At 48.4% G+C, this 15588-nt stretch carries 12 protein-coding genes and 3 tRNA genes; 10 read left to right on the top strand and 5 right to left on the bottom strand.

The window, feature by feature from the left end:
• The first annotated feature begins 227 nt into the window (after positions 1–227).
• From ACFWUL_RS07675 to ACFWUL_RS07665, 3 genes are all read left to right on the top strand, one after another.
• Positions 228–2123, top strand: a complete 1896-nt coding sequence (locus ACFWUL_RS07675; protein ID WP_416176877.1) for a glutamine synthetase — start codon at positions 228–230, stop codon at positions 2121–2123.
• Positions 2124–2605: 482 nt separating this feature from the next.
• Entirely contained in the window at positions 2606–3856 is a 1251-nt protein-coding gene (pepT, locus tag ACFWUL_RS07670; protein WP_416176876.1) for a peptidase T, read from the top strand.
• Between the two features lie 285 nt (positions 3857–4141).
• Entirely contained in the window at positions 4142–5452 is a 1311-nt protein-coding gene (locus tag ACFWUL_RS07665; RefSeq protein ID WP_297020801.1) for an aminopeptidase C, read from the top strand.
• Positions 5453–5507: 55 nt separating this feature from the next.
• Here the strand turns inward: ACFWUL_RS07665 and ACFWUL_RS07660 are convergent, their stop codons facing one another.
• The 4 genes from ACFWUL_RS07660 to ACFWUL_RS07645 all read right to left on the bottom strand — a co-directional run bounded on the left by ACFWUL_RS07660 (position 5508) and on the right by ACFWUL_RS07645 (position 6937).
• The gene (locus ACFWUL_RS07660) at positions 5508–6275 is read right to left on the bottom strand and encodes an alpha/beta hydrolase (protein ID WP_416176875.1); all 768 of its coding nucleotides are present in this window, start codon (positions 6273–6275) and stop codon (positions 5508–5510) included.
• 347 nt (positions 6276–6622) lie between these two features.
• Positions 6623–6698, bottom strand: a tRNA-Thr gene (locus ACFWUL_RS07655).
• 83 nt (positions 6699–6781) lie between these two features.
• Positions 6782–6855: transfer RNA gene (locus ACFWUL_RS07650), tRNA-Gly, on the bottom strand.
• A 5-nt stretch (positions 6856–6860) separates the two neighbouring features.
• Positions 6861–6937 (bottom strand) — tRNA-Pro (locus tag ACFWUL_RS07645).
• A 104-nt stretch (positions 6938–7041) separates the two neighbouring features.
• Between ACFWUL_RS07645 and ACFWUL_RS07640 the strand changes: the two genes are divergently transcribed.
• Both ACFWUL_RS07640 and ACFWUL_RS07635 read left to right on the top strand, forming a co-directional pair.
• Entirely contained in the window at positions 7042–7470 is a 429-nt protein-coding gene (locus ACFWUL_RS07640) for a hypothetical protein (protein WP_416176874.1), read from the top strand.
• 103 nt (positions 7471–7573) lie between these two features.
• The gene (locus ACFWUL_RS07635; protein WP_416178122.1) at positions 7574–8734 is read left to right on the top strand and encodes an ISNCY family transposase; all 1161 of its coding nucleotides are present in this window, start codon (positions 7574–7576) and stop codon (positions 8732–8734) included.
• A 147-nt stretch (positions 8735–8881) separates the two neighbouring features.
• On the opposite strand, the gene ACFWUL_RS07630 is transcribed toward ACFWUL_RS07635, so the two are convergent.
• Positions 8882–10102: an ISAzo13 family transposase gene (locus ACFWUL_RS07630; RefSeq protein ID WP_416176873.1), complete on the bottom strand. Its 1221-nt coding sequence runs from the start codon at positions 10100–10102 to the stop codon at positions 8882–8884.
• Positions 10103–10345: 243 nt separating this feature from the next.
• On the opposite strand from ACFWUL_RS07630, the gene ACFWUL_RS07625 reads away from it, so the two are divergent.
• The 5 genes from ACFWUL_RS07625 (at position 10346) to ACFWUL_RS07605 (ending at position 15578) form a co-directional block, all read left to right on the top strand.
• Positions 10346–11680: a hypothetical protein gene (locus ACFWUL_RS07625; RefSeq protein WP_416176872.1), complete on the top strand. Its 1335-nt coding sequence runs from the start codon at positions 10346–10348 to the stop codon at positions 11678–11680.
• A gap of 340 nt (positions 11681–12020) precedes the next feature.
• Positions 12021–12719: a hypothetical protein gene (locus ACFWUL_RS07620; protein ID WP_297021339.1), complete on the top strand. Its 699-nt coding sequence runs from the start codon at positions 12021–12023 to the stop codon at positions 12717–12719.
• A 186-nt stretch (positions 12720–12905) separates the two neighbouring features.
• Positions 12906–13076, top strand: coding sequence for a six-cysteine ranthipeptide SCIFF (scfA, locus tag ACFWUL_RS07615; RefSeq protein WP_296100395.1), 171 nt, complete (start codon positions 12906–12908; stop codon positions 13074–13076).
• Between the two features lie 115 nt (positions 13077–13191).
• Complete coding sequence (gene scfB, locus ACFWUL_RS07610) at positions 13192–14622, top strand: thioether cross-link-forming SCIFF peptide maturase (RefSeq protein ID WP_416176871.1); 1431 nt, start codon at positions 13192–13194, stop codon at positions 14620–14622.
• A gap of 509 nt (positions 14623–15131) precedes the next feature.
• Positions 15132–15578, top strand: a complete 447-nt coding sequence (locus ACFWUL_RS07605) for a hypothetical protein (protein WP_297041604.1) — start codon at positions 15132–15134, stop codon at positions 15576–15578.
• Positions 15579–15588 lie beyond the last annotated feature (10 nt).

The following is a 15588-nucleotide window of genomic DNA, read 5'->3' as shown; positions in this document are numbered from 1 at the left end:
CCCATTCTTATTAAAGAATGGGTCATTTTCTATTTTATAAAGAGGCACAGGGGGCAGGGTCATGGACATATGGAAAGAACAGTACCGCTATTCCATTCTGGGATTCCCGGAAGCAGGACAGGGCTGAGAAAGCGGCAAAGACCGGATTTCGAAGCTCTCCCAAAGGGGGACAGTTTCCCGGATATCTATAAATGGTCAAAAATATTTTATTTTAGGAGGAATTCAACATGAACAAGGACTTACTGTATTACATTCCAACCGGCGAATTCGGCAAAGAAGGGGTACTTTCCCTTCTGAAAACCCATCCGGAAATCCGTTTCGTATCTCTGGTAGGCATCGACCTGGCCGGAAACGACACCGATGAAAAGGTGCCGATCGAACTGTTCCTGAAGAACTACGATGACTTCTTTGCAGGCACTGCAGTCCAGACCGATGGCTCCTCCGTAGTTCTCATGAACATTGCTACCCTGAATGATGCCCGGGTGGATATGGTGGCAGATCCCAGCGTGAACTGGTACATTGACTACAACGAAGGTAACATTTATGATAACGGCCGCCCCGTAGGCACACTCCGTATTCCCTGTTTCCTGCTGCACAACGGAAAATTTATCGATTCCCGTTCCATTCTCAAAGATTCCTGCGCTTACGTGGCCGGAAAGCTGAAGGGTCTCCTGGCTGGCGGCAAGAAAGTCAAAGGCATGGAAGATGTGCCTTTTGAAGATATTGCAGATATCGGATTTACCATCGGTACGGAACTGGAATTCTGGGTCAAGACACCGAGCGAAACAGAAACGGTACAGCATCTTTCCATTTCCCAGAGACTCCAGGAACAGTACTGGCAGAGAATGCGTGGCAATGTCCGTACCGCCATGGAAGAAGCCATCGAAGAGCTCGATGCCCGGGGCATGAGTGTGGAAATGGGCCATAAAGAAGTAGGGGGCATCAAACCGAAGGTGGACGATGCCGGCCATACGGTAGATGTCTGTGAACAGCTGGAACTGGACTGGAGATTCTCCATGAACCCGCTCCAGGCCTGCGACAATGAACTGGAAGCCCGCATTATCATCCGTGAAGTATTCCGCAAATATGGCCTCGATGTTTCCTTCCAGGCAAAACCGATTATCGGTGTAGCCGGCAGCGGCGAACATACCCATGTAGGCATCTGCGCTACCCTGAAGAGCGGCAAGACTATCAACCTCCTGGCCCCCACTGACATGAAGGCAGACTTCCTCTCCACCATCGGCTATGGCTTCATCATGGGCATCCTGAAAAACTATGAAGCTACGAACCCCTTCGTATCTTCCACCACCGATGCCTTCAACCGTCTGAAACCGGGCTTCGAAGCACCAGTCTGCATCGTAACTTCCCTGGGCCACAACCCGGCTGTTCCGTCCCGTAACCGGACCATCCTCATCGGCCTCGTCAGGGATATCGACAACCCGAAGGCTACCCGTTTCGAACTTCGGGCACCGAACCCCTTCACCAATACCTATCTTGCTGCATCCTGCCTGTTCCTGTCCTCCCTGGACGGCATTACCTACGCCGTAACCTCCGGAAAGACGCCGGCAGATCTCCTGGCTGAACTGTCCAAGAAACCGGGAGAAAAGGCGGATTACCTGGAAGAAGGCAGGGCATACCGCTGCGAAGATAACGTATTCGAAGACTTCACCCAGGAAGAACGGGACGCTGCCTTCGGTAAACCGCCGGCAACTGTCTGGGAAAACGTGAAGACCATGAAAGCAAATCCGGACAAGGTGGGCGTCATCGAAGCTGGCGGCAGCCTCAATGCCACCATCGTTGATTCCTTCGTTGCTTCCATCGTTTACCGCTGGAAGAATGAACTCATCGACCGCATCATTCCGGCCACCGAAGCTCTGGTAAAGGGCTTCAAGAAACTGGACAGCGAAGATGACCTGGACGAAGAACGGTGGGATATTATCCGCGAAAAGAAATTCGAACTCATCAAAGATACGAAGAGCGGCAAGTGCCTCTGCTCCAAACTGAAAGCAGCCCTGGAAGCGGACGACTATGACACCGCTTCTGACCTGCAGATTGAAATCTCCAAGAAGTCTGAAGCCCTTGAAAAAGAGTACAATGAATATGCTCTGAATATCGTAGGCTGATGAACAATAAAAAAATCCCGCGAAAGCGGGATTTTTTTATTGGGATGGAAGGATATGGCACTGCGATATTTCAGTTTGTCGAGCTGTTAGAGTGAGCGGTTTTGCATGCTGTTGGATAGAGTCACTGGCACGGGGCTGCTAGCTTTTAGCTTCTAGCTACTAGGAAAGCTGGTTTGCCTGCGGCGCTTCTCACCCAGTATTTCCGTCAGTCATTCGTGCCGTAGGCTGTAGAGCCTTCCTGGAAGCTAGCGGCTAGAAGCTAGAAGCCCCCGCACGAATGACTCTATCCATCAGCATCGCTCCAACAGCTCGACAAACCGCAATTTGAATGATGTAAGAGTTACAATCCGTGTCACTGCGAATCGTATACCAGCAGCCACGGAACAGTCCCTTTTTGCAAGAACCCGGGTTTTGGTATATGATGGTCACATAGTGCGGGGGAATCTATTGATCAGTAGATTCCCCGGAAAGAAGATGATTTTTTGGAATTAGACAGAGATAGACTGGTTCGTCGGTTCATGGATTATATTTCCTGTAATACCCGGTCCGACGAAGAAAATGACAAAGTCTGCCCCAGTACGCCGGGACAGATGGTGCTGGCAAAACACCTGAAGGAAGAGCTGGAAGAACTGGGGCTTTCGGATGTGACAGTGGATGACAATGGCTATGTCATGGCTACCCTTTCGGCCAATGGAGAGGAAGGCAGCACGGTGGGATTTATTTCCCATATGGACACGAGCCCCGATGCCCCTGGCGGCCCCATACATGCCCGGATTGTGAAAAATTATGACGGGAAGGATATCCTTTTAAACAAAGATAAGCAGATCGTCCTTTCGGTAAAGGATTTTCCGGAAATCAGAAAATACGAAGGCCAGGATATTATGGTCACCGACGGCACCACTCTTCTTGGATCCGATGATAAAGCGGGGATAACGGCCATTGTGAGTGCCATGGAGTATCTGCTGCATCATCCGGAAGTGAAGCATGGGAAAATCCGCATCGCCTTTACGCCGGATGAAGAGACAGGAAGAAGCCCATTGAAATTCGATGTGAAGGCCTTTGGCGCCGATTTCGCCTATACCGTGGATGGCGGTGAACTGGGAGGACTGGAGTATGAAAATTTCAATGCCGCCAATCCTGTGGTTACCATCCGCGGTCGCAGCGTTCATACGGGGGATGCGAAAGGGAAAATGGTAAATGCCATTTCCATCGCTTCCGAGTGGCAGACCATGCTGCCGGAAGGGGAGAAGCCGGAATGTACGGAAGGCAGGGAGGGGTTCTTCCATGTCTACAAAATCCGGGGCACCGTGGAAGAGTGCACCCTGGACATGCTGGTCCGGGACCATGACTCCCAAAAGTTTCAGTTGAGAAAATATTTCCTTCTCTCCATGGCGGATTTCCTCAATAAGAAATACGGGGAAGGTACGGTGATGGTGGAACTGAACGATGTGTACTTCAATATGATGGATATCATCGAGAAGGGGCACATGGATATTGTGGAACTGGCAAGGGTTGCCATGAAGGCAGCGGGAGTCACTCCGGTGGAGCTTCCCATCCGCGGCGGGACTGATGGAGCCCAGCTTTCCTTCAAGGGCCTTCCGTGCCCGAATCTTTTCACCGGCGGTGCCAATTTCCACAGCCGCTTTGAGTATCTCCCCCTGGATTCCATGGAAAAGGCCTGTGAGACGGTCATAGAAATCGCCCGCCGGGCATGGAAAATAGGGAAGAAGTAAGGATATTTCAGTATTGCGAGCTATTGGGGTTGGCGGTTAGTATGCTTGCGCGTAGAGTCACTCACACGGGGCTGCCAGCTTTTAGCCTCTAGCTGCTAGGAAAGCTGGCCAGCCTGCGGCGCTTCCCACCCGATATTTCCGTCAGTCATTCGTGCCGTAGGCTGTAGAGCCTTCCTGGAAGCTAGCGGCTAGAAGCTAGAAGCTCGCACGAATGACTCTATCCACCAGCACCGCTCCAACAGCTCGACAAACTGCAATAGTCACATACCGGAAAGAAGGTCATTTATGAAAGAGATAACAGAGGAACTGCTTAGAAAGTTCCGTGAATCCTATGAATCTGACGAAAAAGCGAAGGTTCTTCATTCGGCCCTGGCGAAGACGCCGATGATGGACCTGGCCTATGATGTGTCGGAGGGAGCCCTGCTGAAGGGGCCCTTTACTATTGAAGTGAAGACGAAGGGCATTACGGCCCAGGAACAGTCCGGACGGTGCTGGCTCTTTGCAGCTCTCAATATCCTTCGGGAAAAGGTGGCGGAGAAATGCCACCTGGAACAGTTCGAGCTGTCCCAGAATTACCTTTCCTTCTATGACAAACTGGAAAAGGCCAATAATTTCCTGGAAATGGTCATCGAAAATCCGAAAGCTCCCATCAAGGGGCAGCTCATGCAGTACGTTCTGCGGGGCATGACCGATGGAGGCTACTGGTCGGAAGCGGTGGACCTCATCGAAAAGTACGGCGTCGTGCCGAAGCAGGTACAGCCGGAAACCTATCAGTCCGGCCATACGGACCGTTTTACGGATACCCTGAACCGGCTGCTCCGCAAGGATGCCATGGAACTTCGGACGCTGATATCGGAAGGGAAAGATCCCTATCCCCGGAAAGAAGAAATGATGGGAGAAGTGTACAAGGCAGAATGCATTGCCTTTGGCAGGCCTGTGGGAACCTTTGATTTTACCTATCGGAATAAGGACAACGAGTTCCATGAGGACCGTCATCTGACGCCCCGGGAATTCTATAAGAAATATGTTGGGCTTTCCCTTCGGGATTACATGGCGGTCATCAATGAGCCCACCTTTGATAAACCCACGGGAAGAGTGATTGCCTTCCATGCGGTGGAAAACATGACAGGCCATGATATGAAGGGTCTGAACCTGACCCAGAAGGAAATGGAAGACCTCTGCATTGCCCAGCTGAAGGCGGGAGAGGCCATCTGGTTCGCCTGCGACGCCGGTGCCGCGGGAGCAAGAAAAGACGGGGTCTGGGACCCGAGGACCGTGCGGTATGAAGACCTGCTCGGCGGTTTTTCCACGGCCATGGAGAAAGGAAAGCGTCTGGAATACAGCGCCAGCTCCGCCAACCATGCCATGCTTCTCACCGGGGTCCACCTGGATGAAGAAGGAAAACCGGACCGCTGGAAAATAGAAAATTCCTGGGGCAAGGACGTAGGGGATAATGGATACTTCGTATGTTCCGAAGATTATTTCCGGGAATTCGTCTATGAAGCGGTGATCCTGAAGAAACATTTCAATCAGGAACAGCAGGAAATGATGAAAAAAGAACCGGTCTACATCAATGCCTGGGATGAGGACTACTGATCAGGTCCGTTGGAAATCCAAAATAAAAGGAAGCAGTCTTTCGGCTGCTTCCTTTTTATTCTCCATGGAAGAATTCTATGATTTTGTGGGTGGCCAGGGCCATGTGATTTGGATTCTGGAAGGGGTGGTTGGCGCCTTCGATGGGGACGAACTCGATTACATTATTTTCCGCAAAGGCCCGGGAGTCTTCAATGGGAATCATTTCATCCTTTGTGCCGTGGATGATGAGCATGTCGTCCGCAAAGTCAAAGTATTCATGATCCATGACGTCAAAGTTTTTCAGGGAATCAAAGAAGGACTGGTCCACTTTCATCTTCCGCTCAAAGCCTACGGAAATCTCTTTGCCCTTCTGCAGCTTCACTTTATCCTCTTCTGAGAGGTAGCTCATCATGGACTGGTACATGTGGATTGCCGGGCAGCGGAGGGCGATTCTGGTAAAAGGATTTCCTACTTCAATGAGGTAACGGAGGGTGAGGTAGCCTCCAAAGCTGGAGGAGTAATTATACACACGCTTGGCGCCCAGTTCTTCTTTGGCATATTCCACCACCAGGGTGAGGTAGGTGAGGCATTCTTCCAAGGTCAGCTTTTTCCTGGCATCCATGCCGTGGCAGGGCCAGTCGAAGGCGATGACAGCGAAGCCTTTGTACTTGGATGTCAGGTGTTCCCCAAAGTGGAGGGTGCCGGCGGTTTCCTTATTGCTGCCGAATCCGTGGGTGACGATGACCACATCCTCAAAAGAACGGGTACTTTTATCGTTGCTGTTGATGATGAGTTTACTGCGGATACTGAATCCGCCGCGGTTGATATCAAAGTGTTTTTCCATGTGATGGTAGTCCTGTTGTTATACAAATTGCGGTTTGTAGAGCTGTTGAGGGGGCTGAAGGATAGAGTCATTCGCGCGGGGGCTTCTAGCTACTAGCGGCTAGCAACTAGGAAAGCTCTACAGCCTACGGCACGAATGACTGGCGGAAATACCGGATGGGAAGCGCCGCAGGCTGGCCAGCTTTCCTAGCAGCTAGAAGCTAAAAGCTGGCAGCCCCGTGCCAGTGACTCTGTCCAACAGCATGCCAAACCGCTCGCTCTAACAACTCGACAAACTGAAATCGGTGAAATTTCATTCAATGAAAAAGGCCGTGAAAGGATAAATCCATTTCACAGCCCTTCCTGCGTTGGAGCCGGCAACAGGATTTGAACCTGCGACCTACGCATTACGAATGCGTCGCTCTACCAGCTGAGCTATACCGGCATGAACATATATATATTACTCGAGGAACTTCGGTTTGTCAAATCTGAGTCTCGTGTAAAAAATCCGCTCCGGCGGATAAAAAATGGAGCGGGTGAAGGGAATCGAACCCTCGTAACCAGCTTGGAAGGCTGGCGCTCTACCATTGAGCTACACCCGCATAAATGGTCGGAGCAGCAGGATTTGAACCTGCGACCCCTTGGTCCCGAACCAAGTGCGCTACCAAACTGCGCTATGCCCCGACAACGTAATTGATTATACCAGCACTTCCGAAATCTGTCAATGGATTTTTTACAAAGTTTTTTCACTTATGAACCACAAGTGATATTGTCTCAAGTAACCACAAATGAAAATGTCCCAGTCATGGTATAATCTCATCACAATCTTAACGCAAGTGATGGGAGGAATTTTTATCAGAAAGGTTGAATTAACGATGGACGAGCAGTTCAAATATGAAACAATCAAATCTCTTGTTAATCATCCAGATGGCAACAAGCTCGCAGCAGCAGTCCGGCTGGGGTGCACTGTCCGCACCGTAAACCGGTTAATCCTGCGCTATCGTCAGGAAGGTAAAGCATTTGTCCACGGGAACAGGGGTAGACAGCCCGTAACAACACTTCCAGCCTCACTCAGAGAAAAAATTGTGGCCCTTTACCAGAATGAGTACTATGGCGCCAATTTTACCCACTTTACCGAACTTCTGGACAGACATGAGAATATCCATGTCTCCGTTTCCTCTGTAGCCTCCATTCAACACTCTCTCAAGCCTCACTGAAAAGCAACACGAGAAAAAAGATTACAAGTCAATCTTGGCCCTTTACTTTGGGGAACAGAATGAGTAAGATCTATCTCCACCTCTTCATTGATGATGCTACTGCATCAATTTTACCCACTTTACCGAACTTCTGGACAGACATGAGAATATCCATGTCTCCGTTTCCTCTGTAGCCTCCATTCTTGAGGCAGCCTTTATTCTCTCTCCTAAGGCTACACGGGCCAAAAGAAAACGGATCAGGAGGAAATTGGAAGCAATGAAAAGCAACACGAAATCCAAGAAAAAGCAGATGGAAATACAAGTCAATCTTGTGGCTGCTGAAGATGCCCACAGCCGGCGTCCACGGCATGCTTACTTTGGGGAACAGCTGCAGGGTGATGCCACTCCATATGAATGGGTTCCCGGGAAGATCTGGCATCTCCACCTCTTCATTGATGATGCTACTGGCATCGTGACTGGCGGCTATTTTGACACCCAGGAGACCCTGAACGGCTATTACCATGTCCTCTGGCAGACTCTCAAAGATTACGGAATCCCTGTGGAAATCTTCACGGATAAACGCACTGTGTTCATTTACAAACAAAAAGGATCCCCGTCCATCGACGAGGATACCTATACGCAGTTCGGTTACGCTTGCAGGCAACTGGGGATACACCTTGAGTCAAGCAGCGTACCACAGGCCAAAGGCCGGGTTGAGCGGCTCAATGAGACGCTGCAGTCGCGCCTGCCGATTGAGCTGAGACAGGCAGGCATCACGACTATTGCAGACGCCAATGAATTCCTCAAGTCCTACCTAAAAGAATTCAATGCAAAGTTTGCACTTCCCCCCAATAGTACCAAATCAGCTTTTGTGACGCAACCGTCAGATGAGAGGATCAACCTGATACTGGCTGTACTTACAGGCCGTACGGTAGACAGAGGCCACTGCATCCGTTTCCAGCGTCAGTACTATCGTATGCTTGATTCAGAAGGCCATCAGGTGCATTATGCCAGCGGAACCAAAGTACTAGTCATACGGGCTTTCAACGGCGAACTCTACTGCAGTGTTAACGATACCAGTATCTACGCGCTGGAAGCCATCCCTTTGCGCCAGAAGAAATCTCCTGAGCTTGATGCTGACTATACCAAACCAAAGCCTCAGAAACACTGGATTCCACCGATGAGTCACCCATGGAAGCAGGCATCTTTCCGTCATTACGTCCTTACAAGACCGCATCATTCCAGACAAGATCCAGAAGAACTTGCATCGCGTAACATATTTTAGTAACATACTGGCCTAACCACTCAAAATAGCCCCACTATTGCGGGGCTATTAAATGACAATTCTCGGGACATTTTCAAAAATGCTTGACATGGATTTTTTACAAAGTTTTTTCACTTACTTACCATTTAGGATCTGTGCATTATTAAGCTATTCATATGATGGCCTGATGACATAATTCCAATCAGGATGAAATTCATTCCTTAACAGATTAATGCCAGCAAATTCCTTGTCAGAAACTTTAGTGCCTTTAGGGTAGACTGCGGTATCCGCTTTACACCGAACCACAAGCCCATTATCGGTAGTTGTTGAAGCGATCAGATTAACGATAATTTCAAGCGTTTCCAAAGGACGGCCTCGCCAGTTCTTTGTAATTTGGCTGAATAGTCGATGCTCTATTTTATTCCATTTGGATGTTCCGGACGGGAAGTGGCAGACTTCGATTTCAAGGCCACTTTCATCAGCAAATTTTTGCAGCTCAAATTTCCAAAGCCGGCTATGGCTTCCATTGCTTCCACCACCATCTGCCGTAATTAACAGACGGGTTGCTTCAGGATATCGTGGTTTACCCATCTCATCCCACCAGGAGCGGATCGAATTCACTGCGAACTGCGCAGTATCTGAGCTTACTCCCACATTCACAAACCCTTCATTGGCTGCAATATCGTAAACGCCGTAAGGAGCAGCTTTTCCCTTGTCAGGAAGAGGAAAGTCATGGTCAAGAACGTTTACCGGATTTCCTTTTTTGGCATATTCGGCTCCGCTATTTTTGAAATTTCCAATGTTTTCCTTTTTCTTACAGTCTATGGAAATAACAGGAAACCCGTTTTCCATGTATTCTTCAGCAGTTTCGTTGATGTGCCGGAACTGTGCGTCCCTGTCTGGGTGCTGGCTTCCAACCTGGTTCATTTTTTGATTGATTTGGAGGCTGTAACCCATATCTTTCAAGAGGTATCCGATTTTACGATATTTAATCTTATAACCACGGGCATTCATTTCCGCTTCGAGGTTACGCAGGCTCTTTGTCGTCCAACGCAAAGGTCCTTGGGGATCTCCAAAAGTGGAATTTTCCATAAGGCTTTCAAGTGCTTCTATAATTCCCGGCTGAGTAACCTCTATGGGCTTACGACCGCCGCCTTCCCTTCGGATACGAGGGGAAGGTGCATCTTGAGATAAATAGGGATGTTCAGAATTCAGATCTTTTATGCCATTCGTTATGGTTACCCGGGATACGCCAGTGGCTTTGCTGATAGCAGTAATTCCACCGTGGCCGAGTGCTTCGGCTTCAGAGGCCAGATATACTCGTTTCTGCGCCTCGTTAAGCAGTGGAAGCATCTTATTGATTTTATCTACAGGGACTTCTTTAACCATGCTGATTTCCTCCTTGGCATCAGCATAGCATTTTTTACACTTTTAATCAATTAAAATGTAAATATTGTTTGTGCACAATTCCTTACTTATTTACCCATTTATCCAGTTCTGCCCATATGGTGTAGATTGATGGATTGAGGTGAATTCCAAAAGTAGATGTATGACTGACAATAGGGGGGATGAAAAAGCGAATTTCCTGTTTTCAGGTGTGTTAATATATAAGATATAAATGAGGTGACAGTTATGGGCTATAGGGAATCGGAATTACTGGAAACGTTGAAAAAAGATTTCCAACATCCGGATTTATTGTTTACAAAGGATTATATCAGGCAGACAGGTATTACCGAGGATACAGGGAAATCCTACGAAGAGGTAATTCTGCCTTTCCTGCTGGATCATGCAGGAGATATGGTAAAGTCTGATACCAACTGGTCCATGTACAGGACAGTGGTTAAAGAAGCTAAAGGGGGGAGCCGGCTGCTGACCGGGATTCTCTCACAGGAAACTTTTGCCCAGTCTGTCCCTGTGGATATGGCAGTATTTCTGAAAGACAGCAGGACTTTGGAATGGGGGCATTTTGACTTCTCTACTATGGATAAAAGCGGTAAAGTGTTAACACTTTTCTCCATGCAGCCGGAATCAAACAAAGAACAGCCCCTTTGTCGGCTGCTCCGGCTTTGGTCGTGGAAGGAATCTGTGAATACCCACCTCCTGGAGGATGCCCTCTCTGTGCATAGCCCCTTTTCAGTGAAAGCGGTAGGTCTGGTAACAGGTGCATCCAATGAACGTTATGGCCTTGTAAAGAAACAAATTGTATCTCTTTCCATGAAACGGTTGGGGATTCTTCTGGGAGTGTCGGAACTTTACCTGTTCCATGGATTCCATCTGTCCCCTGTTAATTTGGGACTCTCTATTTCCGGACGGTATACAAAGGGGGAACTACTTACTCTTTTAGAGAAGGATAGCAGCCATCCTGAATCGCTGTACCAGAAATCTTATATAAACTGTATGGGGATCACATCGGATACTGGAGAGCCCTATAGTAAAGTATTGGCAGAATGGCTTTTACATCATCGGGAAATCTGGATGACTCTGCCCAGGGGACTGTATCGCCGCATTGAAGGAAGCCGGGCAGAATTTTTGATGAAAAACGATATGTTCCGAAATGTTCGTAAGCAGAAGGTCCTTCCGCCATTTGGCAAGGTGCTTTCTGATGACCTTCTTTTCCTGGGAAGCCGTTACCAGCAGACAGGACGCCCTTCCCTGCTCCTGTATGATGCAGAAAAGGGAGAGCAGGGCTATTCTCTCCTTCGGGTCCTGGAAATACCGGAGTCCGGGGATTCCCTGCTTGCAGCGGTACTTCGTACGTTTACCCATCTGGCGGTCATAGATGGGGCCAAGCTCATGGATGAGTTAAAACTTCCTGAAGAAACCCAGGTGGAGGGACGAATCCTCCTGGAAAAGGACAACAGGCAGGCCGATCTTTTCCTCCGTGACTTGCCCTGTCTGTCTTCTCTCATGAAAGCAATGGGAGTAGGTCTCGTCATCATGGAAAATGGCTACGAGGCGCTTTGGTAATTAAAATATTGCAGTTTGTCGAGCTGTTGGGTTTGGCGCTGATGGGTAGAGTCATTCGTGCGGAGCTTCTAGCTGCTAGCTCCTGGCTTCCAGGAAAGATTAACCGCCTACGGCACGAATGACTGATGGAAACAGGTAGGAAGCGCCGCAGGCGGGCCAGTTTCCCTAGCAGCTAACAGCTAGAAGCTAGGAGCTCCATGCGAGTGACTCTACCCGTCAGCATGCAAAACCCATCAGCTCTACAAACCGCAATTTGAATTATCTTGCCACGCCAGGCACTTTGCATTTATAATGGTTAGAAAGATTTGATTTATTCATATAGCAGGCAAGGAGAACATTCATGGGATTTTTTGATAGAAATCATGCCAAGGAAAGCCCCATTGGTAATTTGAGAGCCCACATCGGTACCTTTATGTACTATGTGAAGGTGGGCAAATCTAAATTCAAGCATAAGGGAGCGGTGGGTGAAATTTTTGCAGACATGGACAATACCCAGTTCCTGTTCCAGCAGGCCACTTCCGGAACCATGTATGATATGAAGAAAAAACTGGACTATACCCTTTGGGATGCGGCAATCCATAAGTATACAGAGGATATCCAGAAACTGAAGGACGAACTGCTGAAGGCCGTGGATGAAGGGGAAGAGACCGGGGCTTTTGCAGAAGAAAAGAAAGAAGAAAAGAAGGAAGAGGAACAAAAGAAAGAAGAGGACAAGGAAGAAGATTTCTCCGGCAATTGGAAGGTCCATATTAAGGATCAGATGAAGGAGGCCGAAGAAAAAGCTCGACGGGAAGAGGAAGAGCGAGAAAAGGAAGAAAACCAGGTAGTAGAAGAAAATGAAGATGAAGCCCTTACAGAAGCAGACTGCCGGGAACTGTGGCGTCTGATTCAGGGGTTGGAACGGGAATACAAGGAAATGAACCGCATTGCCGATGATTGGTTCTCTATTCATGGAAAGAAAACAGGGTGTCTTACTGCTCTTGTAGGAATGACTTTAATCCCACTGGGAGCCATGTATGGTTTGTATTATCTGCTTTAATCTGTCGGTAGGTACTTCAGGTTATTGTATTTTGAATAAGTCTTTTTCGATATGTCAGTGAGGTTTCACTATAGGCAGACAAAATCATTTATGGATCTGTGATTTTTATCAATCAGTTTTTACTTGTATTTTCCCTTACCCCTATGATATGATTAATTCAGACAACAGTTTCTGGGAGGTGACATCATGTCCAAACATATCGTTACAATCAACCATTCTTCCCTGCAGGATTCCATTAAATTTGAAGGCTGCAGTGAATGCCAGACTTCCTGCCAGTCTGCCTGCAAGACAAGCTGCACCATCGGAAACCTGATCTGCACAACACAGGAAGAAGCGAAAGAAGCAAAGAGAGCCTGAGTTGACGGCCCAGCCCCTGGCCATAAGGCCGGGGGCTTTTAAATTTCTTTCGATGTTTTGTAATCGATAGTCACAAACGGCTCCGGGGGGCTCGTATTAAAAAAGGAGAGTATTCATGGATTATAATGTAAAGCCCATGATTCATCGTTTCCGCCAGAATGGCATGAATATTGTCATGGATGTCAACAGCGGCATCGTTCATGTGGTAGATGATATAACATATAAAGTCCTGGAATTTTATAATGGCAAGAATCGGGATATGGTGCTTGCTAACCTGAAAGGGGATTATGAGGAACAGGAACTGAATGAGGTCATGGATGATCTGGATGATCTCATTAAGAAACAGGTCCTCTTTGCTCCGATGGATCCGAATTATAAAATGGCCATTGAAGACAGGCCGATTATCAAGGCCCTCTGCCTCAATATCGCCCACGACTGCAACCTCCGTTGCAAGTACTGCTTTGCAGGACAGGGCGGATATGGCCAGTGGCGTATGCTCATGCCTTTTGATGTGGCAAGACGGGGGGTAGATTTCCTTATTGCCCATAGCGGTCCCAGGGAACACTGCGAACTGGATTTCTTTGGCGGCGAACCGCTGATGAACTGGCATGTGGTGCAGCAGACCATTGATTATGTTCATAAAGAGGAAAAGAAACATCATAAGAAAATCAAGATGTCCCTCACCACCAATGGCATGCTGCTGGATAAAGAAAAAGTAAAGTATCTGACTGATAACCACATCAGTCTTATCCTTTCCCTGGATGGACGGAAAGAAATGCATGACCGCATGCGGCCTGATGTGAATGGGAATGGAACCTATGACCAGATTGTGAAAAATCTCCAGTACTGCGTGGCCCACAGAAACGGGGAAGAATACTATGTACGCGGTACCTTTACGAAATACAATCTGGATTTCACGACCGACGTGGAAGATATGCTTGACCACGGATTCCCAGCGGTTTCTATGGAACCGGTGGTAGGTGAAGATACGGCAGAATACTCCATTAAAGAGGAAGACCTGCCCAGGGTAAAGGAAGAATATGACCGCCTGGCCCAGCTCTTTATCAGACGGGAAGAGGAGGGAAGACCGTTCTTCTTCTTCCATTTCAATATGGATCTCTGGAAAGGTCCCTGCCTGCCAAAGCGGCTCCGGGGCTGCGGCGCCGGCCATGAATATCTGGCGGTCGTACCGAATGGGGATATTTACCCCTGCCACCAGTTTGTGGGCCGGGAAGGCTATGTACTGGGCAATGTGTATGAAGGTTTGAAAAACATGAAGATGATGCATGATTTCCGGGCCAACCACGTATTCACAAAACCGGAATGTGTGGACTGCTGGGCAAAATTCTTCTGCTCCGGCGGCTGCCATGCCAACAATGAAGCCTTCGCCGGCGATATCCATAAGCCTTACCATATTACCTGCGAAATCCAGAAAAAGCGGGTGGAATGTGCCATGATGATCCAGGCATACAACCAGCTGAAGAAGCCAAAGGTTATGGCCCAGCCAGGAAGTTTTGAAGCCCTTCGGGAAGCAAAGAATAAATAAGTTTCATAAAAAGTGATGGCTCCAGCCATCACTTTTTGCTTGCCTGATAGATTGGTGGAAATATTTCAGTTCGTCGAGCTGTTGGGGTTAGCGGTTAGTATGCTTGCGTGTAGAGTCACTCACACGAGGCTGCTAGCGGCTAGCTGTTAGGAAGGCTGATCCGCCTGCGGCGCTTTCTTTCCGTTATTTCCGTCAGTCATTCGTGCCGTAGGCTGGCCAGCTTTCCTGGAAGCCAGGAGCTAGCAGCTAGAAGCTCCGTGCGAATGACGCTACCCATCAGCGCATGATACAACAGCTCGACAAACCGCAATTGTCTGCGGGGCGTTTTTAGAACCCTGTTTCAGCTTTTATGGCCTTTCTGTTTGCACCGCAGGGGCTTTTACTTTATAATAAAGTTAATTATAGGCAAAATCAGAAAGCGTGAAAATGGGGCTTCCCCATTTGTTTCATTCGGACTTGTCTGGAATAAAGATTCATAAGATGGATTTTCGCTTAAGGGGGATTCACTGATGAAATTAAAACGGCTGGCCGTCTGCGTCCTGGCAGCATCACTGCTGGGGACAGGGGCTATGATGAATGTAAGTGCATTTAGTCTGGGAAGTGTCCTTGGCGGCGTAGTTAAAGTCGGGGGCATTGGATTCCTTGTTTCTAAATATGGAGAATCCATTAACAGTGCCATTAACTCTGTCATGATGAAAGAAGGGGCCGGTACCAATTATGCAACGAAGGTGGTCCCCATTGTCAGCATTGGGAATAATGGTTACATTGGTGCAGCCCAGGTCATTGGGGATGCGGACCAGGTAGAAAAAGTGAAAGCCGTGGGGCAGTTGGAAATCAGTTGGAATGACAAGCTGTTCCGGATTAAAGGCCTGATTCCTATGGACAGTACAAATCCTTCATCCTTCAGCAGGGTGCAGGGAGTCGGTGTATCAGCGGTCATTGACGTGAAAGTATAATTGGGGGATG

This window comes from Dialister sp. (genome assembly GCF_047832375.1).
Classification (GTDB): Bacteria; Bacillota; Negativicutes; order Veillonellales; family Dialisteraceae; genus Dialister.
Note: the sequence above shows the minus strand (reverse complement) of the source record. Positions and strands in the feature narration are given on the sequence as shown.

Coding starts and splice junctions, on each gene's coding strand:
- ACFWUL_RS07675 (WP_416176877.1), top strand. CDS start 228: ATGAACAAGGACTTACTGTATTACATTCCAACCGGCGAATTCGGCAAA.
- ACFWUL_RS07665 (WP_297020801.1), top strand. CDS start 4,142: ATGAAAGAGATAACAGAGGAACTGCTTAGAAAGTTCCGTGAATCCTAT.
- ACFWUL_RS07660 (WP_416176875.1), bottom strand. CDS start 6,275: ATGGAAAAACACTTTGATATCAACCGCGGCGGATTCAGTATCCGCAGT.
- ACFWUL_RS07640 (WP_416176874.1), top strand. CDS start 7,042: ATGAAAATGTCCCAGTCATGGTATAATCTCATCACAATCTTAACGCAA.
- ACFWUL_RS07630 (WP_416176873.1), bottom strand. CDS start 10,102: ATGGTTAAAGAAGTCCCTGTAGATAAAATCAATAAGATGCTTCCACTG.
- ACFWUL_RS07625 (WP_416176872.1), top strand. CDS start 10,346: ATGGGCTATAGGGAATCGGAATTACTGGAAACGTTGAAAAAAGATTTC.
- ACFWUL_RS07620 (WP_297021339.1), top strand. CDS start 12,021: ATGGGATTTTTTGATAGAAATCATGCCAAGGAAAGCCCCATTGGTAAT.
- scfA (WP_296100395.1), top strand. CDS start 12,906: ATGTCCAAACATATCGTTACAATCAACCATTCTTCCCTGCAGGATTCC.
- scfB (WP_416176871.1), top strand. CDS start 13,192: ATGGATTATAATGTAAAGCCCATGATTCATCGTTTCCGCCAGAATGGC.
- ACFWUL_RS07605 (WP_297041604.1), top strand. CDS start 15,132: ATGAAATTAAAACGGCTGGCCGTCTGCGTCCTGGCAGCATCACTGCTG.